Origin of the sequence: Microbulbifer aggregans, assembly GCF_020524005.1 — a bacterium.
Taxonomy (GTDB): Bacteria; Pseudomonadota; Gammaproteobacteria; order Pseudomonadales; family Cellvibrionaceae; genus Microbulbifer; species Microbulbifer aggregans_A.
The window spans coordinates 502,116-528,382 of the sequence record NZ_JAIVKK010000003.1; the positions used below are offsets into that span (position 1 = coordinate 502,116).

At 56.9% G+C, this 26,267-nt stretch carries 20 protein-coding genes; 11 read left to right on the top strand and 9 right to left on the bottom strand.

What is annotated here, in order from left to right:
• Positions 1-20: 20 nt before the first annotated feature.
• The 3 genes from LC093_RS07020 to ectA all read right to left on the bottom strand — a co-directional run bounded on the left by LC093_RS07020 (position 21) and on the right by ectA (position 2,509).
• A complete protein-coding gene (locus LC093_RS07020; protein ID WP_226663582.1) occupies positions 21-425 on the bottom strand; it encodes an ectoine synthase in 405 nt (134 codons plus the stop codon).
• A gap of 55 nt (positions 426-480) precedes the next feature.
• Positions 481-1,806, bottom strand: coding sequence for a diaminobutyrate--2-oxoglutarate transaminase (ectB, locus tag LC093_RS07025; RefSeq protein WP_226663584.1), 1,326 nt, complete (start codon positions 1,804-1,806; stop codon positions 481-483).
• A 118-nt stretch (positions 1,807-1,924) separates the two neighbouring features.
• Positions 1,925-2,509, bottom strand: coding sequence for a diaminobutyrate acetyltransferase (gene ectA / locus LC093_RS07030; RefSeq protein WP_264192919.1), 585 nt, complete (start codon positions 2,507-2,509; stop codon positions 1,925-1,927).
• A gap of 447 nt (positions 2,510-2,956) precedes the next feature.
• On the opposite strand from ectA, the gene LC093_RS07035 reads away from it, so the two are divergent.
• The 4 genes from LC093_RS07035 (at position 2,957) to LC093_RS07050 (ending at position 10,224) form a co-directional block, all read left to right on the top strand.
• Positions 2,957-3,511, top strand: a complete 555-nt coding sequence (locus LC093_RS07035) for a MarR family winged helix-turn-helix transcriptional regulator (protein WP_226663828.1) — start codon at positions 2,957-2,959, stop codon at positions 3,509-3,511.
• A 345-nt stretch (positions 3,512-3,856) separates the two neighbouring features.
• A complete protein-coding gene (locus LC093_RS07040; protein ID WP_226663585.1) occupies positions 3,857-4,843 on the top strand; it encodes an FHA domain-containing protein in 987 nt (328 codons plus the stop codon).
• A gap of 102 nt (positions 4,844-4,945) precedes the next feature.
• Complete coding sequence (locus LC093_RS07045; protein WP_226663587.1) at positions 4,946-7,564, top strand: serine/threonine-protein kinase; 2,619 nt, start codon at positions 4,946-4,948, stop codon at positions 7,562-7,564.
• 59 nt (positions 7,565-7,623) lie between these two features.
• Positions 7,624-10,224 (top strand): serine/threonine-protein kinase, encoded by a 2,601-nt coding sequence (locus tag LC093_RS07050; RefSeq protein ID WP_226663589.1) that lies wholly within the window; start codon positions 7,624-7,626, stop codon positions 10,222-10,224.
• Here the strand turns inward: LC093_RS07050 and LC093_RS07055 are convergent, their stop codons facing one another.
• Entirely contained in the window at positions 10,225-10,725 is a 501-nt protein-coding gene (locus tag LC093_RS07055) for a hypothetical protein (protein ID WP_226663591.1), read from the bottom strand. It lies immediately after the preceding gene.
• A 978-nt stretch (positions 10,726-11,703) separates the two neighbouring features.
• Between LC093_RS07055 and LC093_RS07060 the strand changes: the two genes are divergently transcribed.
• From LC093_RS07060 to LC093_RS07080, 5 genes are all read left to right on the top strand, one after another.
• Complete coding sequence (locus LC093_RS07060; protein ID WP_226663593.1) at positions 11,704-13,023, top strand: S1C family serine protease; 1,320 nt, start codon at positions 11,704-11,706, stop codon at positions 13,021-13,023.
• Complete coding sequence (locus LC093_RS07065) at positions 13,014-14,066, top strand: FHA domain-containing protein (protein ID WP_226663595.1); 1,053 nt, start codon at positions 13,014-13,016, stop codon at positions 14,064-14,066. Before LC093_RS07060 ends, LC093_RS07065 begins: the two co-directional genes overlap by 10 nt.
• 82 nt (positions 14,067-14,148) lie before the next feature.
• Entirely contained in the window at positions 14,149-15,222 is a 1,074-nt protein-coding gene (gene hisC, locus LC093_RS07070) for a histidinol-phosphate transaminase (RefSeq protein ID WP_226663597.1), read from the top strand.
• Between the two features lie 158 nt (positions 15,223-15,380).
• Complete coding sequence (gene mepA / locus LC093_RS07075; protein WP_226663599.1) at positions 15,381-16,274, top strand: penicillin-insensitive murein endopeptidase; 894 nt, start codon at positions 15,381-15,383, stop codon at positions 16,272-16,274.
• A 37-nt stretch (positions 16,275-16,311) separates the two neighbouring features.
• On the top strand, positions 16,312-17,328 hold the full coding sequence (locus LC093_RS07080) for a D-alanine--D-alanine ligase (protein WP_226663601.1): 1,017 nt from the start codon (positions 16,312-16,314) through the stop codon (positions 17,326-17,328).
• Between the two features lie 18 nt (positions 17,329-17,346).
• Here the strand turns inward: LC093_RS07080 and LC093_RS07085 are convergent, their stop codons facing one another.
• Positions 17,347-17,919: an HNH endonuclease gene (locus LC093_RS07085; RefSeq protein ID WP_226663603.1), complete on the bottom strand. Its 573-nt coding sequence runs from the start codon at positions 17,917-17,919 to the stop codon at positions 17,347-17,349.
• Between the two features lie 808 nt (positions 17,920-18,727).
• Between LC093_RS07085 and LC093_RS07090 the strand changes: the two genes are divergently transcribed.
• A complete protein-coding gene (locus LC093_RS07090; RefSeq protein ID WP_226663605.1) occupies positions 18,728-20,212 on the top strand; it encodes a PQQ-dependent sugar dehydrogenase in 1,485 nt (494 codons plus the stop codon).
• Here LC093_RS07090 and LC093_RS07095 read toward each other — a convergent pair.
• The 4 genes from LC093_RS07095 to LC093_RS07110 all read right to left on the bottom strand — a co-directional run bounded on the left by LC093_RS07095 (position 20,209) and on the right by LC093_RS07110 (position 25,819).
• Entirely contained in the window at positions 20,209-20,757 is a 549-nt protein-coding gene (locus tag LC093_RS07095; RefSeq protein ID WP_226663608.1) for a response regulator transcription factor, read from the bottom strand. The genes LC093_RS07090 and LC093_RS07095 overlap by 4 nt on opposite strands.
• Positions 20,754-22,058 (bottom strand): ATP-binding protein, encoded by a 1,305-nt coding sequence (locus LC093_RS07100; RefSeq protein ID WP_226663610.1) that lies wholly within the window; start codon positions 22,056-22,058, stop codon positions 20,754-20,756. Before LC093_RS07100 ends, LC093_RS07095 begins: the two co-directional genes overlap by 4 nt.
• Positions 22,059-22,166: 108 nt before the next feature.
• Complete coding sequence (locus LC093_RS07105; protein ID WP_226663612.1) at positions 22,167-23,672, bottom strand: PepSY domain-containing protein; 1,506 nt, start codon at positions 23,670-23,672, stop codon at positions 22,167-22,169.
• Positions 23,673-23,683: 11 nt separating this feature from the next.
• A complete protein-coding gene (locus LC093_RS07110; protein ID WP_226663830.1) occupies positions 23,684-25,819 on the bottom strand; it encodes a TonB-dependent receptor in 2,136 nt (711 codons plus the stop codon).
• A gap of 189 nt (positions 25,820-26,008) precedes the next feature.
• Here LC093_RS07110 and xseB point away from each other — a divergent pair, with 189 nt between their 5' ends.
• The gene (gene xseB / locus LC093_RS07115) at positions 26,009-26,266 is read left to right on the top strand and encodes an exodeoxyribonuclease VII small subunit (RefSeq protein ID WP_226663614.1); all 258 of its coding nucleotides are present in this window, start codon (positions 26,009-26,011) and stop codon (positions 26,264-26,266) included.
• Position 26,267 lies beyond the last annotated feature (1 nt).

Below are 26,267 nucleotides of genomic sequence, written 5' to 3' on the forward strand. Positions count from 1 at the left end.
CGCCCCAGAACTCAACTGCCTTATTTTTCGTCCGAGACTTCTTCTGCATCCAGTTCGTAAGCGCCTTCTGCGTTATGCACTTCCTTGCCGTGCAGGGGCGGGTTGAATACACAGGCCATTTTCATTTCGGTTTTGGCTTTCAGCACGTGCTTGTCGTTTTTATCCAGGATATAGATAGTGCCCGGAGAGATTTCATGCACCACACCGTCAGCTTCAGCCATCACGGAACCTTCACCGGAAATGCAGTACACGGATTCCAGGTGGTTCTGGTAATGCAGGTGCAGGTCAGCACCTTCGTAAATGGTGGTGATATGGAAAGAGAAGCCCATGTTGTCGTTCTTCAGCAGCAGGCGAGTGCTCTCCCAGCCCTCGGATACTACGCGGCGATCTGTTTTTTCGGCTTCTTGCAGCTGTCTTACAATCATTTTTAACTCTACTCGTTCGCTAATTCGTCGTTAATTTTTTACGGGCGCAGCAGTATTAAGCGGCACCAGCCAGTGCGGTGTCATCGCTGGGCTCTTCTGCAAAGAAATCGTGCTCTTCCGGCACATCCTGACCTTTCAGGACTTTGGCTACAGCAGCTTCAACGATATCCAGCGCTTTGGTCAGGTTTTCGTCGCTGATGGTCAGCGGGCACAGGGTTTTCACCACGTGGTCTTCCGCACCACTGGTTTCGATCACCAGGCCATTGCGGAATGCTTCGCGGGTAATCTGGCTGGCCAGGTCGCCACTCACGCAGTTAAGACCGCGGAACATGCCGCGACCACGGGTGGTCATGTTGCCATCACCGTATTCGTCCACGATTTTTTGCAGGCGCATGCCGATGTAGTCGCCCTTGCGCTGGACTTCTTTCGCGAACTTGTCGTCGCTCCAGAAGTTGTCGATGGCCGCCTTGGCGGTTACGAATGCCAGGTTGTTACCGCGGAAAGTACCGTTGTGCTCACCCGGCTTCCACTGGTCCAGCTCCGGCTTCATCAGCACAACGGCGAAGGGCAGACCGTAACCGCTGAGAGATTTGGACAAGGTCACGATATCCGGCTTGATGCCCGCTTCTTCAAAGCTGAAGTAGCTGCCGGTACGGCCACAGCCCGCCTGAATGTCATCGACAATCAGCAGTACGTCGTGCTTCTTACAAACGTCGGCCAGGTTGCGCAGCCACTCGACGCTGGCCGCATTGATACCGCCTTCACCCTGTACCGTTTCCACCAGTACCGCTGCCGGGTGGTCAATACCGCTCGAAGAGTCCGACAGCACCTTGTCCAGGTAAGCCGTGGTATCGATATCGTCACCCAGGTAGCCCTCGTAAGGCATACGGGAAACGCCGCTCATGCTTACGCCAGCAGCGCCACGGTGGTGGGAGTTACCGGTCGCAGCCAACGCACCCATGCTGCAGCCGTGGAAGCCGTTGGTGAACGAGATGATGTTTTCACGGCCTTTGTATTTGCGCGCGATTTTCAGCGCGGCTTCTACCGCGTTGGTGCCGGTGGGGCCGGTGAACTGCATGACATAGGACATGTCGCGCGGCTTCAGGATGTGCTCGTAGAACGACTCCAGGAATTCACGCTTGGCTTTGGTATGCAGGTCCAGACCGTGAGTGATGCCGTCCTGCTCGATGTATTCAAGCAGAGCCTTTTTGAAAATCGGGTTGTTGTGGCCGTAGTTCAGCGTGCCGGCACCAGCCAGGAAATCCAGATACTGGTTACCCTCTTCGTCGTAGAGGTATTCGCCCTGGGCCTTGTTGAAAACCCGCGGGAAAGCGCGGGCGTAGCTCATTACTTCGGATTCAATCTCATCAAATACTTTCATGTTGGCAACCTTTGTTTAATTGGTTGAAGCAAAAATGTAAAAAATCGGGGGAATTAGGCGGACCCTCGTGCACAGTGCCCGCGGTAAGAGACCGCGGGTATGCGGGGCCTTCTGCGCCTTACGTAACAGGGCCGCCAGTAAACGGCCCGATGCGCACCAGCTTTTCGCTGTCGTGACGTCCTTTGAAATGGCGCTCGCGATCAAACATCACGGTGTCTTCGCAGCCAGTTTCCAGCTTGCGCGCCAGACCGCGGAACAGCGCCCAGGACGCGGCGTTGTCTGGAGTAATCGTGGTTTCCAGGTGAGTCACGCCCTCACACACGTCGCGCGCAAGAATCTCGCGCAACATACGTCCGGCAAGCCCCATACCGCGCCCCTGCTCGGCCACGGCAACCTGCCAGACAAACAGCGTGTTGGGACGCTCCGGAATGAGGTAACCGGAAATGAACCCCACCAGCTCGCCGTTTAACTCAGCAGCAACGCTGGTTGCGGAGAAATGACTGGCCTGCAACAAATTGCAGTAGAGGGAGTTTTCATCCAGAGGCGGGCAGGAACCAATCAGCTGGTGCACATCGGCACCGTCTTCACTGACCGGGCGGCGCAGTACAACCTCATTGGCTGCCTGCACCGAGATGACCTTGTCGTCGGTAGAACCTTCTTCTTTAGACTCGCTTGTGGCGCTCAAATCAATACCTTTAGTCATCAAACTTTTATCTCTTGGTCATCCAGCAGAAACAGCCACTCAAATCTTCTGTTACCCAGATCAGATGCCAATTTTTGCTGAAAAGTTGACCTTTTCCTGAAAAAAATATTTACTGCTCTAAATATTTGAAAGCATAGTACTCTAAACATTATCGAGGGCGCAAGACCAAGCCTCATGCAATTTGATCAGAACTCGACCAGTTCTCACCCGGGCGAGAGGGATGCCGCCAGGCCAGAGAGCGCACCAGCTGTGAGCTCCAGAGCAATCGCAGCCGAGCGGCAACAATCCCCGCAGCAACGCGAGGTGACAGATCGCGGCCACCCCCGGCAAGGGCGTGACCAAAGGGTTCCAGTACAAAAGCCGGCTGGCGGAATTGACAAAAACAGTGCAGCGCATAAAGTCGGGCCAAAACAAATGACCCGTCGCGAACTCGAGAGCCTGCTGCTGATGGACAAAATAGAAGAAGTACTGATTACCCTGCGCCGCCTGATTCGCGCTACCGACCTGCATTCCAAGCAGCTGGTCAAAACGGCCGGACTCACCGCACCCCAGCTTTTGCTTTTGCAAGCCATTCGCGAACACGGCCAGGTCACCATCGGCGCCCTCGCAAAGGAAATCAGCCTGAGCCAGGCGACCGTCACCACGATTCTCGACCGGCTGGAAAAACGCGGACTGGTTTATCGGGAACGCTCATCGGAAGACAAGCGCAAGGTGCACGCCTACCTGACCGAACAAGGCGCAGAAATCATTCGCGATGCACCCACCCCATTACAGGAACATTTCGTACGTCAGTTCCGGGATTTGCGTGAGTGGGAACAGAGCATGATTATTTCTTCCCTGCAGCGCGTTGCCCTGATGATGGATGCAGAGCATATCGATGCCTCACCGGTACTTGATGTAGGCGATCTCGATCGCAAAGACAGCCGCCAACTTCCCGACCAGGAAACCCCCAAAGACAGCGAGCAAAGCGACCGCGATAACCCTACAGCAGACAAGGGTTAGCCCCTTTTGGTCATGCCCCGCGCCAATTGCTAGTAATTCGCATCCAGAGATTGCATTCAGGCAACAGTTGGGTATAAATGTGTCGATAAAATTAATACGGGTGCCAACCCTGTAGTTGGTACTCGCATACCAAGTCAACGGCGTCATTGCGAAGCGAGCAAGCCCCTCTTATAGAAGTGAGTTACCTGCCAAGCCGGCCGGCAACATAAATCACCTGGGGCCCTCAGTTTTTGCTTAGCGCAGGGGTACACGGCCGTACCACATGTGAAGCCATGCGCACGCCCAGTCTTGGCACGACCCCGTGATGAGAGATGTCACGGTTTTATTTTGGGGAAGGGAATTAACATGGCTTGCCTACAGCATCCCGACAGGGATCAACCTGTATTCCTGATGGCACATCACACCATCGGGCGCCGCCAGGGTGCGACTGATACTCGCATCACGCTGCCGGAAATTTCCGGCATTCACGCAGCCATTCAATGGACCGGCAGCCACTGGGTTATTCGCGACCTGAGCCGCAACGGCACCTGGGTAAACGGCCAGCAACTGATCCCGGCAAAAAACCAGCAGTTGAACCTCGGCGACAAGATCAGCTTTGGCCGCTCCAACAATCCTGTGTGGAAGGTGGAAAACCTGAACCCGCCGGAAAACCTGCTGATCGATATCAATACCGGTGAAGCACAGCCGCTTGAGTCTTACCACCTGCTGCCCGACGAACACGAGCCACTGGCAAGCCTGCACTTTAACCCGATCAATGGCGTCTGGGTTTTCGAACTCCTCGAAGGTCCGGAAAATGGTGAAACCGCCCGCGTGGTTACCCATAAAAGTCGGGTGGATTGTGCACACAACAGTTGGGAACTGTTCCTCGGCAACAGCCAGAGCACAACCACCGAGCTTTCCACCCAGAATCTCTGCGTATCTGATTTTCGTTTGCGCTTTACCGTAAGCCACCACGAAGAACACATTCAGCTTCAGCTTACTCAGGGCGACATGACCCTCGACCTGGCAGCGCGCACGCACAACTACCTTCTGCTGTACCTCGCGCGCGCACGGGCAAAAGATATCCAGCGGGGCGTAAACCCTGCCGACCAGGGTTGGGTGGCCATCGATCTCGCCACACGGGAACTGGGCATTACAGTCAACCACCTGAATACGCAGATTTTCCGCGCCCGCAAACAAATTGCCGACAGCCTGCCAGACGCCATCGATACTTCACACCTTGTGGAACGCCGCGCATATGAAATGCGCCTCGGCTGTAGCCACCTGGATGTATTCAAAGGTTCGCAGAAAGAAATTGTCGAAAGCAGCACGGAAGCGGTTACAGAATTGTGACACGCTCCCGGGTTGAGGTGCCGCCCCGTCGGCACCGGCAATGAAAACCTGTAGCCCTAACAGGGCGCAATAGGTCAGCAGTCAGTTTAAGCAGTCACGGACATGACCCACAAACAGCCACCTTTTTACATTGGTCGTTACCTGGTCACCGGCAAACTTGGCTCCGGTGGCATGGGCGTGGTCTATCTCGCTACCGATGAGCGCCTTCAACGCAAGGTGGCCATCAAGCAACTGCTGAGCAACCCCAATAGCCGCAATGCACACAAACGCATTCGCCGCGAAGCGCTGCTGCTGGCGCAGCTGAACCACAGCAACATCGTGCAAATTTACGATGTGGTGGAAAGCGATCACAATATCGCGCTGGTGATGGAATACATCGACGGCTGCTCACTTGAGCGCTGGCAGCGCGAACGCACTCCCGACCTCATCCAAAAACTGCAATTGCTGAAACAGATCTGCGCCGGGCTCGGCCGCGCGCACGCAGCCGGAATTATTCACCGGGATCTGAAAGGGGAAAACATCCTCGTCGACAGCAGTAATACGGTGAAAATTACCGATTTCGGCATCGCCAAAAGCAGCCTCGAAGACAGCGACCTGACCCGCGAACAGCATATTGCCGGCAGCTGGGGCGCCATGTCTCCCGAGCAGGCCCAGGGCAAACCGCTGGATCACCGCAGTGACCTCTTTGCGCTGGGCGTACTCGCCTATCGCCTGTTGTGTGGCCAAAACCCGTTTGGCGACAACAAGAGCCCGTACGTTATTGTCGATCGTATCGTCAACAGCGCGCAGCCACCGGCGGCAAAGCTCTGCCCGGACCTGCCACCGGCACTCTGCAACCTGCTGGATCGCCTGCTGGCAAAAGCACCCGAGCAAAGACCGGTCAACGCCACCGCCGTGGCGGAAGAGCTCGACGCCGTACTCAAGTTCGGCAATACCAACAGTTTCACCCGCACCCATAGCCTGACCGCCACGGTAACTACCGAGGAGTTCTTTCAGCAGCGCCGTGGATTCGCTCACAAGGTGCAGCGCACTATCGGGATTGTCGCCGGCGCCCTCGGACTCGGCGCCGCAGTAACCGCGGGCATATGGCTTTGGGATAGCACCCCAATGGCGACATCACAGCAGTACATCGCCGTGACAATCCCCGCGATGACAAACCCAAGTCGCGAACAACAATTGCTCTCCAGCAATGTACAGGGTGCGCTCAAGCAAGGGCTGTCCGGACGCAAAGGTTTGAATCTCATCCCTTTTACCGAGTCGCAAAGATTTCACGGCCAACCGCTGGCACAGCAGGCACGATCGCTCAACACTGACTTGCTGTTGGTACCCGATCTGCAATGTGCCCAACACAGCTGCGAACTCACCCTGGAACTGGTAGAGGCCGAAAAGCTCGCAGTGATTGCCAGCCGCAGCACCCGCCTCACCGTTGATGAATCCCTCGGCAGCCGCGCGCGCACGCTTCAGCAGCTGGATTACCTGTTGCCGGACAATCCCTCACTGGGCGCCAAGGAAGAACTGGCGATCAGTGCGGAGAATTATCAGGCGTATCTTGAGCTGTACGAGCAGCGGCTCGATTACCGCAATCTGGCTAATCTCCTCGACAAGGCGGAGCAACTGCAACGGGAAGCGCCGACTTTCACCCCGCTGTACGAGCTCTACACCGATATGGTGGTCGACCTGGAAGACAACAGCCGCAGCGCCGAAGCACCGGAGCGGCTGGAGCGCATCCTGAGAAATGTACCGGCACAAATCGCCGACTCCCCCGCGGTCCTGACTACGAGACTCCGCCTGGCCCTGTTTCGCAATGACGTCGGCAAGACGGAAGCACTGCTGGAGCGGCTCAAGCTGGTCCTGCCGGACGAGGCCAGCTATTACTTCCTGAATGCCAATTATCACGACCTGCAGGGCAACTACGAGAAAGCCCTTGAGGAAATCGACAAGGCCCTCGCCCTGCGCACCAGCTACAGCTATCTGCACCAGAAGGCCCTCACCCTCACCCTGACCGGCGACATGCCCGCCGCCAATGCCGTACTGGAACAGGCTATCGCCCTGAACAGCGAATCCCTCGATGCCATATCCCTGCTGGCGGCCAATATGATTGATAGCGGCGAGGCCCCGGAAGCCATCCAGCTGTTGAGCGACATAGGCCTGGATCAGCTCGGCCCCCTGGATACCTACAACCTGTGCATGGCCCAGTTTGTTGAGAAGCAATACCAGGAATCCTTCGAATGCCTGGAACGGGTTATTGAAATGGCGCCGAAAGATGCCTCACCACTGCTGTACCAGGCAGAAATCGCCGATGCCCAGAACCGCCCACAGCAAGCCGAAAAACTGGTGCAGCGCGCTCTGGAAATCACCGCAGACCGAACGGATTGGGAAGGCGTACTGATGCGGGCTCTCGCCCATGCGGACCTCGGTGAAGCGGAAGAGGCGGTAGCGGACCTGATGAAGATACGCCGCGAAGCACCGGACGACCTCTACGTAAATTACGCCCGCTCCCAGATCTATATGGGCACCGGCGACCTGCTCTCGGCCAAGGCCCATATCCGCAAGGCGCTGGAACAAGGTAGCTCGGCGGTCTGGTATTGCACCCCGCGCTTTGCCAAAATCTGCACTCTTCCCGCGTTTGACGATCTCCGCCAGCAATACCCGGAGCTTTGCAGCACGGACAAGGGCAATTCCCAGATTGCCCGCAGCAGCGACGAGACTCCCAGGCTCTGACGCTGTAACGGCCGGCAATACCCCGGCCACAGGCTCAACTGATAACAAGAAAACCGCAGATGGATATTGCAGAACCAAAAGCCGGCACACTGGCGCCCGGCAACGCGACGGCGAAAAGTGATAGCGACCGCTACCGCATATTGAATACTCTCGGTGCCGGCGGCATGGGTATTGTTTACCTGGCCGAGGATCTCAAGCTGCACCGCCAGGTGGCGATCAAGAAGCTCAAAGATGACGTCACCAGCCCCAGCGCCCGCGACCGGATCCAGCAGGAAGCCCGTCTTTTAGCCCAACTTAACCACCCCAATATTGTCGCCCTGCACGATGTGCTGGAGGAAGACGGCAATATCGCGCTGGTGATGGAATATATCGAAGGCACCACCCTGCGTGCCTGGATGCGTGAGCACACCCCGAACCTGCAGCAGAAGCTGCAACTGCTGATGCAGATCTGTGAAGGCCTGCAGCAGGCCCATAACCTGGGCATCATCCACCGCGATCTGAAGCCGGATAACATCCTGATCGCCACCAGCCGCAACGGACATGTGACGGCAAAGATCAGTGACTTCGGCATTGCCAAATCCGAGCAGCTGGACGAGAAAACCCTCACCGCAGAAAACCAGCTGGCCGGTACCGTTACCGCCATGTCGCCGGAACAGATCCAGGGCAAAACCCTGGATACCCGCAGCGATCTGTTCAGCCTCGGCAGCATTGCCTTTGAACTGCTGTGTGGCAGCCGCCCGTTCGAGAAAGACGCGGCCGGTGCACTGGCGGTGGCCAACCGTATCGCCAACGAGCCACACAGGTCGCCCAAGGAGGTATGGCCGGCCATTCCAGAGCCACTGGCGGTCCTGCTGGACAAACTGCTCGCCAAGGATCCCGCCCAGCGCCCGGAAAACGCCCAGGTGGTCTACCAGGGCATTACCCTGCTCCACCGCCAGGGGGTGGAGGCCGAAGACGAAGATTACACCGCAACAATGACCGACCTGTTTACCCGCCACGAGGTAAAAAGCCGCCGCCGCTGGCAGCGCGCGCTGGCCGGCATTGCAGGCGCACTGTTGCTGGGTGGCACCGGCTACTGGAGCTGGGAGTATTTCACCCGGCTGGAGCCGCAATATATTGCGGTGATGCCAGTGGAGATTAGTGGCGAGATCCGCGGCGAGGAAAATGCCATAGCACTGACCAAAACGATGGTGCGGCAGGCATTGATGAACTCGGTTTCCCAGCTGAAAGCCAGTGCGCTGGTGAGTTTTACGCCGAAGGAAGGGCAGGGTTTTGAGGAACAACTGCGGACATTGAGGGATAAAGGCATAACGGATGCTTTATTTGCACGTCTGGATTGCGCGCGAGCACGCTGCGAAATTGAGCTGCAACGGCTAAATCCAGCTACCAGTCAGATCCAGCAGCAAACTGGCTTTGCTTTTTTGGCGGATAAAAAGCAGGAATCCGAGTACAAGATTACGAACAGCAGTATTAGCTTGTTCCCAAGCGCATACAGTAAAAATACAGCAACAATGATCGCGATGTCGGATCAGGATTACAGCGATTACCTAAGCATTCTAAGCCGACAGGAAAGTAAACAATTATCCAAAGACGATTTGGATGTGCTCGAACAACTTATCAATAGCCAACCCAAAAATCCCAACCTGTATCGAACATACACTCAGGTCGCGACTGATATATTTGCACTGACTGATGACAAGGCAACACTTCAGGCCGGACTGGATATGCTGGAGCGAGCCAAGTCCCGTGGCATTTCGGAAACACTAACGCTCGAATTGGAGCTATGGCTACACACTTATAATGCTGACAAGTCCCAATTCGACAAACTGCTAGAAAAGGTGAACCAGCAGAAATCACCATCTGCTGCATTGCTTGCCAAGTTTTCCCGCTACTTGTTTACTCAAGGCGATTATGAATCCGGGCTGAATTACGCACAGGAAGCCGCCGCGCTAAACCCTTCGGCAGATAATCTGTATCTGGTCGCAATAAACCAGACTGCAAGTGGAAATTATACAGAGGCACGTACAACTCTGGAGCAAATCACCAGCACATTCTCAGAGCACTGGTCATCTTATTCGCTACTTGGTGTCATTGAATTGGAAAGCGGCAACTTTTCTGCCGCGGAAAGGGCCATTACGGCAATTCCTGAGAACCTCCGAGGCTGGCGCACAAAATCCAATCTTGGCGTGGCTTATTTTCTTCAGAAAAAATATGAAAATGCTATCCACGAATACCAACAGGTACTAAACGCTGTTCCCGATGACGCATATACATATACCCAGATAGCCGAGGCACAGCTTTCTATCGGAGAACATCAAGCGGCGAGAATAAATTTTGCCAAAGCGGTAGAGATTACGGAAGAAAAAACGGATCTCGAATTTAGACTTAGCCGCGCAGTTGCTCTGGCAAATCTTGGAAAGCATGCGGATGCTATCCGGATAGCTCTAGAGCTAGTCAAATCATCGCCGGATGATACCGATACAAAATATACGGCAGCAGAGGTTTACTCGCTGGCTGGAGAATGGCATTCCGCTGAGTTCTATATAACTGAACTTCTCGATCAAGGTATGAGCGCAGAGTGGTTTTATCTGCCAGTATTCCAGCAACTCTGCACCCAACCCCAGGTATCTAACAAGGTAAAAACTACGATCTGCGACTGATTATTGTGGCTCGATTCGAGCGTTAGGGTCGCCAGAAACAAAGTGCATTCCACCATCTACGGTTTCGCACAACCAATAAAATGCGAAATTGTCAGGCTGGGTCTCTTTGTCCTTGACGGTGATCACCAGCTGGGTGTACTTGCCATCAACCCGTTTCGCCTTGGCGGTAAACTGGTGTTTGAAATCCGGGGTTAGCGCCAGCAGGCCATCTGCCTTGCGGCTGGTGCTGCGGGTAAACTCGAGATCACGACCGGGTACCGCGGAGAGGTCCAGGGTCAGCTTGATTTTGACCTTGCCGCCGCGGCCGCCAAAATGGAAGTCCATATTACCGAAGTGCTCTTCCGGATTGTTCTGCTCAAACAGAGGCCAGTACTGGGGCTCGCCATTTACCGGCTCTACCGGGCGCAATACCATATTCAATTCCAGCGTATCCGCAGGAACCTGAATATCCAATACAGGCAGACTGTCACAAACATTTGCTGCATTTTTTTCTTTTTTCACAGTGTCATCCCTTTTTCTTAGTCATCGAGCGTATGAGTGCTCGCTATCCCTGCAAACCGCCAGGGTATTATTAGGCCTAGTAAGCTATGCAATTCCCAATCGGGAATGAATTTTGCGCGTAACAGCTTAAACAAGCAGATACCGGAATTCCATCACATTTTGATTAAAAAAAACCGGCAGTAAGCAAGCTTACTGCCGGTATAAATAGATGGTCCCAGCCATCCACGGTTACAACAACACTATCAAGAGCGAAAATGAGGCATCCGTGCCTCGGCCAGATCCTTCCTCAATCCCCGGCAACCTAGGCTCAAAAGGCGGCCGGAGCGATCTGGCAATTCAGCTTGCGCTGAAAGTCTTCCTGATCCACCGTAAGCCCTCGCAATATCCCTGCGGCGACTTACAGCTACCAATCCATTGGTATGCTGGCTGAGGGGGTGGGGCTGTTACCTGCGCGGAAAACAATTCCTTTGCTTTCCGTATTGTCCCGTCTTCCATAACGGCCACATTTAACAGGGTGTCTGCAATCCACCTTGGCGGAGCACCGGTTACGGTGCGTTCCGTGCTCCCCCTCAACCTTGGTCGCCACTTTACGAACTAACCCATTACATGTCGATCACAGGCAATTACATGCCATTTCATCGACCGGAGAACCAGTTCGCACTTTTAGCGGAACTAAGGCGCCAGCTGCCAATAATGCGATTCCGGGCAGATTCACTACACTGTCGAATCGGTTGCCTATCTTTTATGTACTGTCTTTGCGCGCTATTTATCAAGCGCGGGGGACAGCTACTTACCGAAAGACGCACCAAAGACAGATCGCCGCTTTGCTTGTTGGTGCGCGGCCGATCCCGTAATATCAGGCGTCTTTTCGCCCACAATTTAATCAGCGCTGTTTTATCCACGATGTTGAGAATATTTACGCGCCTAACTCGCTGCGCCGCCCTGGTTTCACTGCTTGCGCTTTGCTCGCCTGTTTTTGTGCACGCACAGAGTTACGAGCAGCTGTACAGTGACTATCGTGACAGTCTGTACCAGATCCGCCTGATCGAGCGCTCATCAAACTCCAAGGCCGGGCTCGGTTCCGGTTTCCAGATTTCCGCCGACGGCCTGATCGCCACCAACTACCACGTGGTATCCGAGGCGGTGAGCCACCCGGAAAAATACAACCTGAGTTATCAGTCTGTAGACGGCCAGGAAGGCGAGCTTGAACTGCTGGATGTAGACGTTGTGAATGACCTGGCGATCCTGCGCCAAAAGGGCAACATTGGTAAGCAGCACCTGGAGCTTGCACAGCAGACGCCCAACAATGGCGAAACCATTGTCGCGCTGGGCAACCCGCTGGACCTGGGTATGACGCTGGTACCGGGTACCTATAACGGTATCGCCGGCGGCAGCTTCTACGACCGCATTCATTTTTCCGGCTCGATCAATCCCGGCATGAGCGGTGGGCCGGTCATCAACCGCAGCGGTAAAGTGGTGGGTATCAATGTAGCCACTGCCGGCAACCAGATCAGTTTCCTGGTGCCTGTGGATAAGTTGGTGGCCCTGCTGGAAGACTATCACCGGGAATCCGATGATGGCGCGCTGGAGTTACAACCGGTCATCCACCGCCAGCTGCGCGATAACCAACAGCGTATTATCGATGCCATTCTCCAGGCCGACTGGAAATTGCGGCCACTGGGCGATGCCATGGTGGTGGGCGAAATCGTCCCCTCGGTACAGTGCTGGGGTAATTCCAGCGAAAACGAGGACGAAACCCTGGAGCAGATCGCCAAGGGCTGTACCGGACAGGATGTGGTTTATTTATCGGAAGAGTTCGATACCGGTCGGGTGGAGTACGAGTTTTTCTGGCTGGAAGGCACCGATGAACTGACATCGTCACGCTTTTACAGCGCCTACGAAGATGAAATGAGTGCCTTCTTCCCGGGCAACAGCGCCAGCGATGACGATGTAACCAACTATAAATGCCACCAGCAGTTCACCTCTCAACCGCGCATTAGCGGCAAAGCAGCGGAAAATAGTGCCGACGCAGCCGTAGACGAAGACGAAGTAGGTGAAAGTGAAGAGGCGCAAAAGCCGCCCAAATCCAATGGCAACCGCGAGCCGGTGGTGGCGCGTACTTCCTACTGTGTACGCCGCTATAAAGAATTCCCGGACCTGTATGACGTGTTCTTTGTGAGCCTGACCGTGGATCAGGAAAAGCGCGCACTGGTGAGCCACTTCACCCTGTCCGGCTTTACCCAGGAATCCGCCAGCGCCTTTACCAAGAAGTTTGTGAGCGAAATTGAATGGCACTGATTATCGAAGAAATCAGTCGTGCCCACCGGGTACACACCCGCTACCGGATGGAAGAGAACCGGGCGACACTGGGCCGCAGCTTCAACAACGCGGTGATCATCGAAGACCCTCACGCCGATCCGGTACACGCCGAGGTAGTGCGCGATGACGACGGCTGCTATGTGCTGCGCGACCTGGACAGCCTCAACGGTGTCCAGCTGCTGCGTAATCGCCGCGACAAATCGGTGAAGCAAGCCCAGATCCGCGAGCACCTGATTCAGTCAGGAGACGAAATCCAGATCGGCAAAAGCTGCCTGCGCTTTACCGATACCGATAACAGTGTTCCCGCGGCCATCCCCCTGCACTCTGCAGAAAGTGTGTTCGACCGCATCGCCACCCCGGCAGTCGCGTTCGGGCTGTGCCTGCTGTTCGCCGGGCTCTCACTGTGGCTCCGCTATTTGGGGACGGCGAACCTGTTTCCCTGGACCAAGGGCGTTGAGATTGTTACCAATACGATCATTGCACTGCTGCTGTACGCCGCGGTGTGGTCATTTATCGGCCGCGTAGTGCGCCACGAGTCGCACTTCCTTGCCCACCTGTCCATTGCTGGCGGCGCCGCCCTGCTGTACACCGGCTGGCAGTGGTTCAGTACGGTGATTGACTACAACTTTTCCATGTCTCGCGTGATGCCCATGCTGAATACGGTGGTACTGGCTGTTCTGTTGCCAGTGGTACTCTGGTGGGCGGCGTATCTGGCACTGAACCTGACACCGCGCTGGCGCATGGCGATAGCGATTCTTCTGCCCTGGGGCTTCCTCGGGTTGACTGCGGCCATGCAGTTCAACGATATGGACGAGTTTAGCGAGTCGCCAAGGGTGTCCAAGGAACTCAAGTACAAAGACCTGCTATGGCGAAAGCCTGTACCGCTGAACGATTTCCTCGCCGAAGCGCCGGAGCTGTTCGATATCCCGCTGAAGGACAAAGACTCGGACAAGGCCGGCGATAAGAAGAAAGCGGAAAAACCTGCCACCGCCAGTGAAACCGGGCAAGAGCAAGAGTCCTGACCACACAGCGACAGCGCAACACAGAAAAACAAGATCAGTGCATACGGGCAGCAGTTACCCGCAGTGCACAAGGAGTAACCCCATGACCAACACTTTCTGGAGCCCGGCACTCTCGCGCCTGGAGCCTTATGTGCCCGGCGAGCAGCCGAAAAGCACAGAGCGGCTGATCAAGCTGAATACCAATGAAAGCCCCTACCCGCCTTCGCCGCGGGCACAGGCGGTACTGCAAAGCAGTGATCTCGGCGACAAATTACGCCTGTATCCGGACCCGGAATCCACCGAGCTGCGCGCGGTGATCGCCGAGCAGTTTGACCTCGCGCCTGAGCAGGTTTTCGTCGGCAACGGTTCCGACGAAGTATTGGCGCACGCGTTTTACAGCTTCTTCCAGCGCCCCGAGCCGCTGCTGTTTCCCGATATTACCTATAGCTTCTACCCGGTGTACTGCCAGCTGTACGGCATCGAATACCAGTGCCCGCCGCTGCGGGATGACTTCAGCATTGCTGTCGAAGACTACGCCGTAGAAGGCGCCGGCGGGGTGATCCTGCCCAACCCGAATGCGCCAACCGGGCGCTACCTGCCACTGGCCGAGATCGAAAAGCTGTTGCAGTTGCACCCGGAGCGGGTCGTGGTGATCGATGAGGCGTATATCGATTTCGGCGGCGACAGCGCAATCAAGCTGATTGCGGACTACCCCAACCTGCTGGTTATCCACACCCTGTCGAAGTCTCACGCGCTGGCGGGTTTACGCCTGGGTTACGCGCTGGGCCAGGCACACCTGATTGAAGGGCTCAATCGCACCAAGAACTCCTTCAATTCCTACCCGATCGATGGCATCGCCCAGCGGGTTGCCGCCGCCGCCATCGCCGATCGCAGCTGGCTGGCTGACAACTGCGGCAAGGTTATCGCTACCCGCCAGCGCTGCTGCGCCGCACTTACTGCGCTCGGGTTCGACATTGTGCCATCCACCGCCAACTTTATTTTTGCGAAACCAGGCGCAATTTCTGCCGAAGCGCTGTACCAGGCATTGCGCCAGCGCAATATTCTGGTGCGCTACTTCAACAAGCCCCGTATCAATGAGTACCTGCGTATCAGCATTGGTACCGATGAAGAAATGGATACCCTGATCAGCGCCTGCCAGGAAATTCTGCAGCGCTAACCGGCCGCGTGCGTCAGGAAAACGGTGCCCGACGCGGCACAGCTGAGTTTCAGCTGAGCCGCGCCACAATTTGCGAGCGGAGCATTCCACAGAACTCGCTGTCGAACCCTCTATAATTGCCCGGACATCCATTCACAACCGACGCCATCGTTGTTTTTATGTCGCCTTTCGCCCGTTTTTATCCAAACCTGATCATCACCACCCTGCTTGCGAGCCTGCCCCTGTTGGCACTGGCCAAAAACCCGTGGGAAGCGGTGGAAATCCCCTCCAGCCAGCCGCCCACGAGCATTGGCAATTACACGAATGGCTGTCTTGGCGGCGCTGAGCAGATGCCGCTGCGCGGAGAGGGCTTCCAGCTGGTGCGCACCGGCCGCAACCGCCACTACGGCAATCCGTATCTGGTGGATTTTCTCAAGGACTTCTCACGCTCGGTCGCGGAAGCCAGTCTTGGGCGGCTGCAGATCGGTGATATGTCCATGGCCCGGGGCGGTCCCTTCACCAGTGGCCACAGAAGCCACCAGATGGGACTGGATGCCGATATCTGGTTTTCCCAGGATGCCCGCGCGGCCAAGCGCCCGCTGACGCCGTGGGAGCGGGATAATATCTCCGCTATTCCCCTGGCCGATGAGCGCCAGCATGAGCTGATTACAGAGAACTGGGACCCGCGCGTACCCAAAATCCTGCGCCTGGCGTCAGAAGATGACAGGGTAGCGCGTATTTTTGTGCACCCGACGATCAAGCGGAAAATGTGTGATATCGCAGGAGACGACAACGAATGGCTGCGCAAAGTGCGTCCCTGGTGGGGACACAACTATCATTTCCATGTGCGCCTGGATTGCCCCCCCGATGACGCAAGCTGTACACCCCAGGCGCCAGTGCGCGGCAATCCGTGCGGCAAAGACCTCGACTGGTGGTTTAGCAACGAATTTTACGCCATCCTTAACGGCACCGCGCCCAAGCGCCCGAAACCGGCCAAGCCGTCAGAGCCACCGCCCATGCCCGCCCGCTGCGAGCAGGTGATGAGTGCGCCACCCAGCTTGATTGATAAATAGCGGTTAGACCAATAATTCCGGAATATACGAGAGCCCCATGAGTAACCAGGCTGAAACAACCATCAATGTGCTGCTGATCTGCGGCGGCGGCGGTAGCGAGCACGACGTATCCCTGCGGACCGCAGACTTTATCCAGCGCGAGCTGGGCAAGTCATCGGAATTCCGAATTGTGCGCGTGACCATGGATGGTGCAGGACAGCTGCGGGATGAGCAGCAGCGAGTGCAGGAGTTGCGCTCTGACAAATTGCTTTACAGCAGCGATGGCAGTGCTCAGGCGGTGGATTACGTGGTACCCGCAATCCACGGCTATCCCGGAGAAACCGGCGACCTGCAATCGCAGCTGGAAATCCTCGGCATTCCGTATTTTGGCTGCGGCCCCGAGGCCAGCAAAATCTGTTTCAACAAGGTCACCACCAAACTTTGGTTGAGCGCCCTTGGCGTAGACAACACCCCCTACCAGTTCCTGTGCAGCAATACTGCAGAGGAAATCGGCAAGGCGCGCCAGGCATTACAGGAGTGGGGCACGGTATTTATCAAAGCCTCCAACCAGGGCTCTTCGGTGGGTTGCTATAAAGTCTCTTCAGAAGAAGCGCTGAAGCCGGTTTTGGACGAAGCTTTCTCGCTGTCACCGTACGTGCTGATTGAAAAGAGCCTCAAGGTACGCGAGCTGGAAGTGGCGGCCTATACCTATCAGGGCGAACTCAATATCACTGCGCCCGGTGAAGTCTGCGCACCGTCGGATACGTTTTACAGTTACGAGGAAAAGTATGCGGAGGGCAGCCGCGCGCAAACCCATGTTGTCGCGCAGGGGCTCAGCGATGCACAGCTGAGCTGGATTCATGAAGCGTCAAAACGCGCTTTTATCGGCCTACAGTTGAAAGACCTGTCACGTATCGACTTCTTCCTGACTGATGAGGGTGATATCTACCTTAACGAGGTCAACACTTTCCCGGGAATGACGTCCATTTCCATGTTCCCGAAAATGCTGGAAAACCACGGCCACGACTTCAACACCTATCTCGGCGGACTGATCCGCGAAGCCGTACAAGGCTGATTGACCACAGGCAGGCGCTCAGGAAGCCTGTAGCCACCGGTTCTGGCGCGGCCGCGAAAACTGGCCGCGCAGGAACTCCATCTGGTCCCCACGAATTCGCACACTATTGATCAACGCCAGGTACTCCGCGGCATTCGGCACAAACGGCAGCGCCAGCAGCTCCATCTCGATATCCTGCAATAGACGATTGCCCTTATGCTGATTACAGCGGCGGCACGCAGTCACTACATTCTCCCAAATATCTTTACCGCCACGGGAGACCGGGTGTACATGATCGCGGGTGAGCTCGCTGATAAAGAAGCTCTGCCCGCAGTACAGGCAGGTGTGTTCATCCCGGGCGAACAACGCGCGGTTGGTCAATGGTGGCCGGCGCCGCGGGCGCGCCATACGCTCACCGCCGCACGCGATAATGGCCGCCAGATCCAGTGTCGAACGCTCACCACTGCGGTTAATGCCACCATGCACGGTCTGCACTATCCCGCCCAGAGTCCAGGTCACCAGCTCGCGTACGTAAAGACACGCGGCCTCCTCCCAACTCAACCACTCCAGCGGCTGCCCCGCCAGATTCAGTCTCAGTATTTGCGCTTGCACGCGTCCACCTCCTGTTCGGCTGTCCGATATAGATGCTGAAAACAACAAAGCCCCGCGGCGGTACCGACGGGGCTGTGCTGGGAAAAAATTTGCAGGGAAAAAATAGAATGCTGAGAGGAAAACGTAGAAAAATGGAGGCGACGCAGGCTTGGCCACCGCTGAGGGAAAGGTGGCTGCGGGTATATCAGTGGCACCAAGAAATTACTGAATGCTTCATCCTCCGCGGTCGGTAAATTTCGACCAGCTAGTGGTGATTAAAGCCGAGTATTGTTACGGTTTCCAGACAACGCAGGGGAAACCGTGCACAAATTGTGCCGGCGAGCGGTCTTTTCTTATCGGGGAGCCTAATGAATGGAAACACGGATGGGGAGAGTGATGTGTACAGGGCTGCGCACTGGCGAAAATATTTCCACAGGGCAAAATGTAAAACACCGCCTGGGCAATCCGGCCCAAGCGGTGCGTCTCACAGGATGGTGCCTAATCCTTTAGGCTGGCAGCTCGATTCCAATCCTTGGAATCAGTCCCTTGCCGCCGATGTGTTCCCTATGTCGTCCTTGCAATTACATTATGGACACTCACGGAAATTAGAGTAGTGGGAAAGTGCTGAACTTGATGTAAGAGATGTCGTACACCAGTGTGACGCGCGTCACACTTTTAAGGGAAGACCTTCAGGCGGGGCAGGCAAAGCTGCACACTTGGTACATATGTGCGAAATGCTGCGCCTTACTATAGTTGCTTTTGTTACGAGTTCAAGACAGTAATGGATAAACGGTCGAGACTAACGCCAATTTTTATCACGCTCGCAAGTGTGGCACTTATTGCTTTTATTGGGCTGATCGTCGCCGCGACCAGCGGCTGGATACCCGGTATCAATGTCCCCTGGAAGCAACTGGTCGGCGCCAGCACCGACCAGCAGACAGTAGAGCACGAACTTAAGGTTGCCGAAGGATTCCGCCTGGACCTGTTCAGCCAGGATGTGCCCAATGCCCGTTTTATGGCCACCACCCGTCACGGTGATCTGCTGGTATCCCAACCCAAACTTGGCCGGGTCAGTCTGCTGAAAGCGGACCGCAATGGCGATGGCCAGTCCGATCACCAGCGTATTCTGATTGAAGACCTCAAGCGCCCTCACGGCCTCGCGCTTTACGAAGACTGGTTGTACATCGCCGAGAGTGACGGCGTTGGCCGGGTGGCCTTCGACCACTCTGACGGACGCCTCGCCGGCCGCTACCAAAAGATCGTCACCGGGCTGGGAGACACCGGCAACCACTGGACCAAGACCATCGGCCTCGGGCCGGACGGCTGGTTTTACCTGTCCAGCGGCTCCACTTGCAACGTGTGTATCGAGGAAGATCCGCAGCGGGCAACGATCATGCGCTTCCGGCCAGACGGTAGTGACTTCCAAATCTTCGCCACCGGCCTCCGCAACAGCGTGGGCTTCGACTGGTCGCCCAAAGACGGCGCGCTCTACGCCACCGACAACGGCCGCGACTGGCTCGGCAATGACTTCCCGCCATGCGAGCTGAACCGTATCGAGCAAGGCCGCTTTTACGGCTGGCCCTATGCCAACGGCAATCGCGTACCCGATCCGGACTTTGGCGTTGGTAAGGGCGAGCAGGTACAACAACGCATTGCCCAGTCTGTACCGCCTGTCTACGAATTCCGCGCCCACAACGCCCCTCTGGGGATGCGCTTTTTACGCAGCCCGGAGCAGCCACCCAAATATCGCGAAGCGGCTCTGGTCGCCCTGCACGGCTCCTGGAACCGGGATGTAAAGGACGGTTACAAAGTGGTATCCCTGCACTGGGATGAACATGGGGAAATCCATGCGCAAGACTTTGTCTGGGGGTTTCTCGACAGCAGTAAAAGCAACGTGTTTGGCCGCCCGGTGGATGTGGTGGAAGATGTGCGCGGCAATATTTATATCTCGGACGATTACGCCGGCGCGATATACCGGGTACAACCCGGCACGGCCAACGAGGTATCGGTTGCGACGCGACCACCAATCAGCGCGCCCAAGAAGCCCCTGGCCATCGATGGTGATGCCGCGCGCCAGGGCGCACAGATTTTCGCCCGCCGTGACTGCGCCCGCTGCCATACCCAGGCGCCACTGCGCGACCTCAGCCGCAAATACTCGCTCAAGCAGCTCGCGGATTATTTCGACACCCCCACGCCGCCCATGCCCAACTACGGTTTCAGCAACAGCCAGAAACGGGCCCTTGCCCACTACCTGATGGAGCGGGAATTACATAGTCAAGGCAGCCCGGGTGAGCCGCAGGATTATTTGCGCTAGTGCCCACTGGGGCGTTTCTGAAGTTTCCGCTGCAAGGTGCGCCGGTGCATGCCAAGGGCGCGGGCGGTAGCGGAAATATTGCCATCGTATTCAGCTAAAACCCGCTGTATATGCTCCCACGCCAACCGGCTCACGGATGGCGGACTGACGGAAACTTCGGGCAGCGCCACCTCCCGTGGTGCACCGCGCAAGGCGGTGCACAACTGATCGCCGCTGGCGGGCTTGCACAGGTAATCGTCCGCACCCAGCTTGATCGCGGCCACCGCAGTGGAAATGCTCGAATAGCCGGTAAGCAGCACAATGCGCGCACGTGGATTGGCCGCGCGCAACGGAGCGATCAGCTCGAGACCGCTGCCGTTGTGAATTTTTAAATCCAGCAGCGCATAGTCAAACGCCTCGTCACCGATTAGTTTCTGTGCGTCTTCCACACTTGTGGCCAGGCAAATATCGAAATTGCGCCGCGCCAATGCCCGCCCCAGCATATCCCGGGTATTGGGTTCGTCATCTACGATTAACAGCCGCTCGGTAACCTGCTGCCTGCTCACAAAACCTCTCCCTGATTTGTGCTGCCCGCATCCGCCTGGCTATGCCCCACCGGCTGTTCCCATCGTGCATGCTTTGCCGCAGGTGCTAATAAAGGCAATTCAATTGTGGCGACCGTACCCCGGCCGCTGGCTCTCGCCGACAGGTGCAGCCGCCCACCCAGTTGCGACAGGGCCGCCTCACTCAAGATGAGGCCTATCCCAAAGCCGCTCGAAGAACTGCCAGCCCCCAACCCCGGCCCGCTGTCGATAATGCATACACGCAGGCGTTGTGTAGTCCAGGTGGCCTCCACCAATATGGGTACTGATTGCTCTCCGGCACTGGCATCGGCGGCATTATTCAGCAGGTTGATCAATGCCTGCTCCAACGTCAGCGGTAACCTCGCGGCCATGTCCGCCGGACCGCTGCTGGATAATTCATAGTGCACTTCTGGGCGCAATAATTGCCAACGTTCCAGGGCACGCTGAAGAAATCCGGCAACACCCTGGACTTCATCCCGGCTTTCCGGATCGCTGGCACGGCGCTTCAACTGCGCCAGTGCTTGTTTACAAACATCTACCTGCTGCCGAAGCAACGCCAGGTCCGCTTTGGCATCAGCATCCTGATTTCCGCGCGCCTGTAATTCTTCCACCACAAGCGCCATGGTCTGCAACGGTGACGCCAGCTCGTGAGCGGTACCCGCAGCCAGGGTACCCAGTGCCAATACCTGGTCTCGCCGAGCCTGCGCCTGTTGCAACTGGTGCAAACGCCGGTCCCGCTCGCGCAGTGTGGATGCCATGCTGTTAACGAACCCGGCGATCAATAGGGAGGAAAACGCAAAGGTCGCCCACATTCCCACAAGGTGCCGGTAAAAAGCCCCACCGGCTGCGCCTGTATGCGCTTGATGGTCTTGCTCGGTGCCGGGAAACGCCAGGATCAATGCGGTATATATGGCGATACTCACCAACGCCATCATCCAGCTGTAAAAGCGTGGCATAGTGGCCGCCGCAATGGTGAGTGGCACCAACAGATAAGTGATAAATGGGTTGGCCGCGCCACCGCTCAGTGCCAGCAGCGGCGGTAGCCACAGCCAATCCATCAGCAGGTGCGCAAAAAATTCGAGGCGCCGTATGGCAACCTGCCCGCGAGTACGCCAACCGCTGACCAGCGCGGTACAAACGCCGAGTACCACGCAGGCAAGCGCGCCGCCAGAGAGGGAATGCCCGAACCACAGGCTGCTGCCGGCGTAACCACAAAGTGCCAAAGCCCGCAGCACCGTGAGGCGCCGCAGGTTTGTCATCACGATTTGGTCCAGGGGGCTCATGGTTGTGGCACTCGAAAATAAGTTGGGCTGGCTATTTTGTCGCGCTCCGGCGCAGGGGGCCAGCCCCTGGTTTCCAGTCAACACTCCGCGGTAAACACATTGTTGGTCTCAGGCAATCTGCGGTGCCTGCGAGCCCACAGCCACTTTTGACCGGCGCTGCCTACGCCGCGCCAACAGAACGCCTCCCAGTACACTGGTTACCAGCAGTAATAACAGGGTGCAGACAATCAGGCTGTCGCGCACCTCGCGCCCGGTAAGCGGCGTCAGGTGATTCCATTTATGCAGCAGCGAGAAACTCAAGCGCTCCGCGCGATCAACGTTGCGCGATTGATCCACTAACACCCCGGTCACCGGGTCGACAAAAATGGCCGTAGCGTTTTCATCTTCCGCATCAATTCGCCACACCGGCAGTCGTTTGTTGCGAAAGTCATAGTCCGGGCCATAGCGCGTGATGAGGCGTGCATTACTAAAATCCCCCCCATCCTGTCCGGCAAAATGTCCGGCCAACAGCAGTGCCTGTGCGCGGTCATCGTGGCCATCCAAACGCTGGCCCGAGCGGGCATCCACATACAGGGCCCCGGCTTCGCTGGGACGACCGTCAAAACGCTGGTTGCGGTTGCGGGGCGCACTGTCGATATCCGCAGCAAACCCCACACGGTATAGCGGCGTTCCCTCAGGGCCCGTTACCAAAGAAATATTGTTGATCGCACGCCCGTCCAGTTCGCGCAACCAATCAAATTCACCGCTGTACGCACCGGAATTAGCTACCTGCCCAAGACGCAACCCCTGTACCGGTTCAACCAGGGAAAATTGCATCAGGTGATAAAAACCGCTGGCCGACCAGCCCAGTAACGGCAGCCAGAGTAGATACCCCAACAGCCGGTGATAGCGCCGCTTACCATCGCTGATACGGCGGTGCCTGAGCGCCAACACCAGCGCAAGCCCGGTTGCGGCAAAAGCCAGCAGGGTCAGCATAAACAGGGCCACGACAAGCACGCGGCCATATTTCAGTCCTCCCAGCCAGGCAAAAGTGTGCAGTTGCCGGAATAGGCCCTGCATGGAGGTTTTGCGGTTGTCGCTAAGGGAAGCCAGCGCTCCCGTCTCGGTGTGCAAAAACAGCGTCAGCTTGTCCTCTCCAGCATATTCCACCCGGTAAACGGGTAGTAACCGGTTTACCGCTGGGTAAGCATGGTCGAAAACGGTCTGTAGACGCACGCTGCCAATTTCTGCTTCCGCGCGACCACTGTAGTGTCCGGCGAGCCAGCGCGCTTGCTGCATATCCCAATCCGCCAGCGGGACACCATCCGCAAGGCGATAGTAGCGCCGCGGCAATACGTCACTCCCGGTAACCTGTAGTAGCGCCCCCTGTGTGGAGGGAACCACCTTGACCACTTTGGCCCCGGCGGTGACTTCCGAGGTTGCGAGCAATTGTGGCAAGCCGGCAAAGTCTTCCGGTGCCAGGGTCATCGATGGCGGAAAGAAGCGTGCCGCCGAAGGACCGAACCAGGCCATTGCCGGATGCAGAATGCCAGACAGTGCCCATACCATAATCCCCACCAGCGCCAGCCAACCCAACTTGTTATGCCACTGCAACCACTGCTTTTTTAATTTCATGTTCGTGGCCCTCAGAAGCGATAACGCATGCCGGCAAAGAGTGAGCGCGGCATACCCGGGCGATACGCCAGGTCAGGATCCCCGACCTGGTTCGAGGTATAGGTGGAATAGCGCTCATCGGTAAGGTTGGAGATCCGGGCATATACCGAAAGGTCTTCACTGAATGTGTGGCTGGCGCGCAGGTTTAACAGATCGTGGCCGGCGTATTCGGCGGTATTGGTTTCGTCGGTGAAGTAGCTGCCGATATGCGACCATTCCAGCTCCATCCGCAGCCCGGCGAGCCATTGCGGCAGATAGGCCACGGTGACATTGCCGATCGATTCCGGTGCGCGGCTGATGTCATTGCCGGCGAAGTTCAAATTTTCCTGCACGTAACATGGGCAGGAGACATCGAAATGGCCGTAGATATAGGCATAGTCCCGGTATTTCTGGCGCATCGCCGCATACGACAAGGCAAGCTCCCATGCCTCACCGATGGCAGTCTGTACACTCAGCTCCACGCCCTGGTGGCTGGTTTCGCCGGCGTTGGTCGTCTTGCGGTCGCGGCCTTCGATATAGCTGACAATATCGTTTTCCGTGGCCATGTCATACAGCGCGAGCTCGTAATTCACCGACTCGCCCAGCAGACCGCGCAAGCCGACTTCCTGGCTGACACTGGTAACGGGTTCCAGCTCGGTGGTGTCGCGGGAGGAACCGGGGCGAAACAGGGTACCAACCGTGGGGGCTCGAAAAGCATGGCGGTAACTCAGATACAGCTGGTGACTTTCTGCAAGCTGGTAGACCGCACCCAGTTTCGGGCTGAGATTATCGTAGTCCCGTGACTGGGACTGCGGGCGGAAATGCGAGGAATCGGTATTCGGCGTATCGAGCTGATCCTGGTAATCCACTTCAAACAGGTCGTAGCGCACCCCTGCGTTCAAGCGCCAGCGCTCACTTAAGGCAAGCTCCCCATGCACATAAGGCGATACAGACGTCTGTTCGGCTTCAAAGCGGTATGTCAGTTCGCCGGTGCGCTGGTAACCGGTAAATATCTCGCCGTCGCGCTGCACTGCAATGCGCTCTTCACGGTATTCAGACGGTGAGTAATCAGCGTCTACCCCCAGGATCACTTCCCCCCGACCGAAGTCGCGGCGGTATTTCAGCAGCAGGCCGTAAGAGCTGAATTCGCTGTCGCGGATATTCGGGTCGTAGGTCACCATCCAGCTCGGCATCATCGCCATGGTGTTGCGGCGAATAAACGGCGTTGCCGTTACCAGACTCTCGGCATTCGACGTATACGCCAGCTCCGAGGACAATCGCAGTGCCTCCACTTCGCGATAGCCGATATCACCATGATAAAAATTCTTCTGTACGCCATTGCGGTAATCCTCCTCTTCCAGCGCCGACACCCCGCTCTGGTCGATAGACGAATACGACAGCACGGTCTTGCTGCCCCAACCTTGCGCGAACGCACTGTCGAGACGCCCGCTGATCGACGTCCGTGAGTATTCCGCCGCTTCACGGAAGCCCTCACTGCTAGTGCTGTTCAGATCCAGGCGAAAGGCGCTATCGGCTCCAAGCCCATTGCCCGCGGAAACCAGTGCGCGCTGCCAGCCATCGGCACCCAGCTCGGCATTCAGGTTTACTTCCGCCGATTCCGGGGCGGCTTTGGTCACCGCATTGATCACCCCGCCTATCGCATCACTGCCATAGAGTGCTGATGCGGGTCCCTTCGTCACTTCCAGCTGTGCGCTTTGCGGCACATTAATTTCATACAGCCCGTTGTGATTGAAAAAGCCGGTGGGGCGGGTAGGGATACCATCCTCAAGGAACAGGTAAACCCCCGCGGTGGAAATCGGCTGGCGAATGGACGTCATATGCCCTTCCCCGCCCAGGTTATTCACGTGGACTCCGGCAACCCGGTTCAGCGCATCCGCCGGATGTGCGGGGGCGATATGTTGCAGCTGTGCCTCGGTGACCACCCCCACGGATTCCGCCAGTTCCGAGCGTGATTTGGCTTCGCGGGTGGCGGTCACGATTACCTGTTCCAGCACGTTGGATGTGTCCGCGGCGGCAACACGGGTTGCCGGGGCTGCGAGCAGCAGCACCAGGACCAGCGGTACAGCAGTAGCATTGGCGGCTGGGCACGCGCGGGGGATAGAGGGCATCGACACGGCAACTTCCTTTTGTCACGGTTATTTAGCGCTCGAAATGCTATCGGAAAGCCCACTCCCGAAGGTGCGCCATATTGTCGCAGGCAGTGTGACCGCTCCCCCAAACCACGCACCAATTGACCCTCTACCCGGCAGCGGCTAAGGTTGCCCCGCACTGAGAGAGCCCTTCAGAGAGACAAGGCCATGGCAGCAAAAAAGAAAGCCGCTACCTTCGAGAGCGCACTGGAAGAACTGGAACAACTGGTGGAACGCCTGGAAAGTGGCGACCTGCCGCTGGATGAAGCACTGGCAGACTTCGAGCGCGGCGTGAAGCTCACCCGTGAGTGCCAGCAGAAACTCGCCAGCGCCGAGCAGAAGGTGAAGGTGCTGATGGAAGAAGGCGGCAAGGTCCAGGAGCTGCCTTTCGATGCCGAAGATGATTTCCCGGGAGACGCGGAGTAAG

Coding starts and splice junctions, on each gene's coding strand:
- LC093_RS07045 (WP_226663587.1), top strand. CDS start 4,946: ATGACCCACAAACAGCCACCTTTTTACATTGGTCGTTACCTGGTCACC.
- LC093_RS07040 (WP_226663585.1), top strand. CDS start 3,857: ATGGCTTGCCTACAGCATCCCGACAGGGATCAACCTGTATTCCTGATG.
- LC093_RS07020 (WP_226663582.1), bottom strand. CDS start 425: ATGATTGTAAGACAGCTGCAAGAAGCCGAAAAAACAGATCGCCGCGTA.
- xseB (WP_226663614.1), top strand. CDS start 26,009: ATGGCAGCAAAAAAGAAAGCCGCTACCTTCGAGAGCGCACTGGAAGAA.
- ectA (WP_264192919.1), bottom strand. CDS start 2,509: ATGACTAAAGGTATTGATTTGAGCGCCACAAGCGAGTCTAAAGAAGAA.
- LC093_RS07100 (WP_226663610.1), bottom strand. CDS start 22,058: ATGAGCCCCCTGGACCAAATCGTGATGACAAACCTGCGGCGCCTCACG.
- LC093_RS07065 (WP_226663595.1), top strand. CDS start 13,014: ATGGCACTGATTATCGAAGAAATCAGTCGTGCCCACCGGGTACACACC.
- LC093_RS07105 (WP_226663612.1), bottom strand. CDS start 23,672: ATGAAATTAAAAAAGCAGTGGTTGCAGTGGCATAACAAGTTGGGTTGG.
- LC093_RS07035 (WP_226663828.1), top strand. CDS start 2,957: ATGGACAAAATAGAAGAAGTACTGATTACCCTGCGCCGCCTGATTCGC.
- ectB (WP_226663584.1), bottom strand. CDS start 1,806: ATGAAAGTATTTGATGAGATTGAATCCGAAGTAATGAGCTACGCCCGC.
- mepA (WP_226663599.1), top strand. CDS start 15,381: ATGTCGCCTTTCGCCCGTTTTTATCCAAACCTGATCATCACCACCCTG.
- LC093_RS07080 (WP_226663601.1), top strand. CDS start 16,312: ATGAGTAACCAGGCTGAAACAACCATCAATGTGCTGCTGATCTGCGGC.
- hisC (WP_226663597.1), top strand. CDS start 14,149: ATGACCAACACTTTCTGGAGCCCGGCACTCTCGCGCCTGGAGCCTTAT.
- LC093_RS07050 (WP_226663589.1), top strand. CDS start 7,624: ATGGATATTGCAGAACCAAAAGCCGGCACACTGGCGCCCGGCAACGCG.
- LC093_RS07110 (WP_226663830.1), bottom strand. CDS start 25,819: ATGCCCTCTATCCCCCGCGCGTGCCCAGCCGCCAATGCTACTGCTGTA.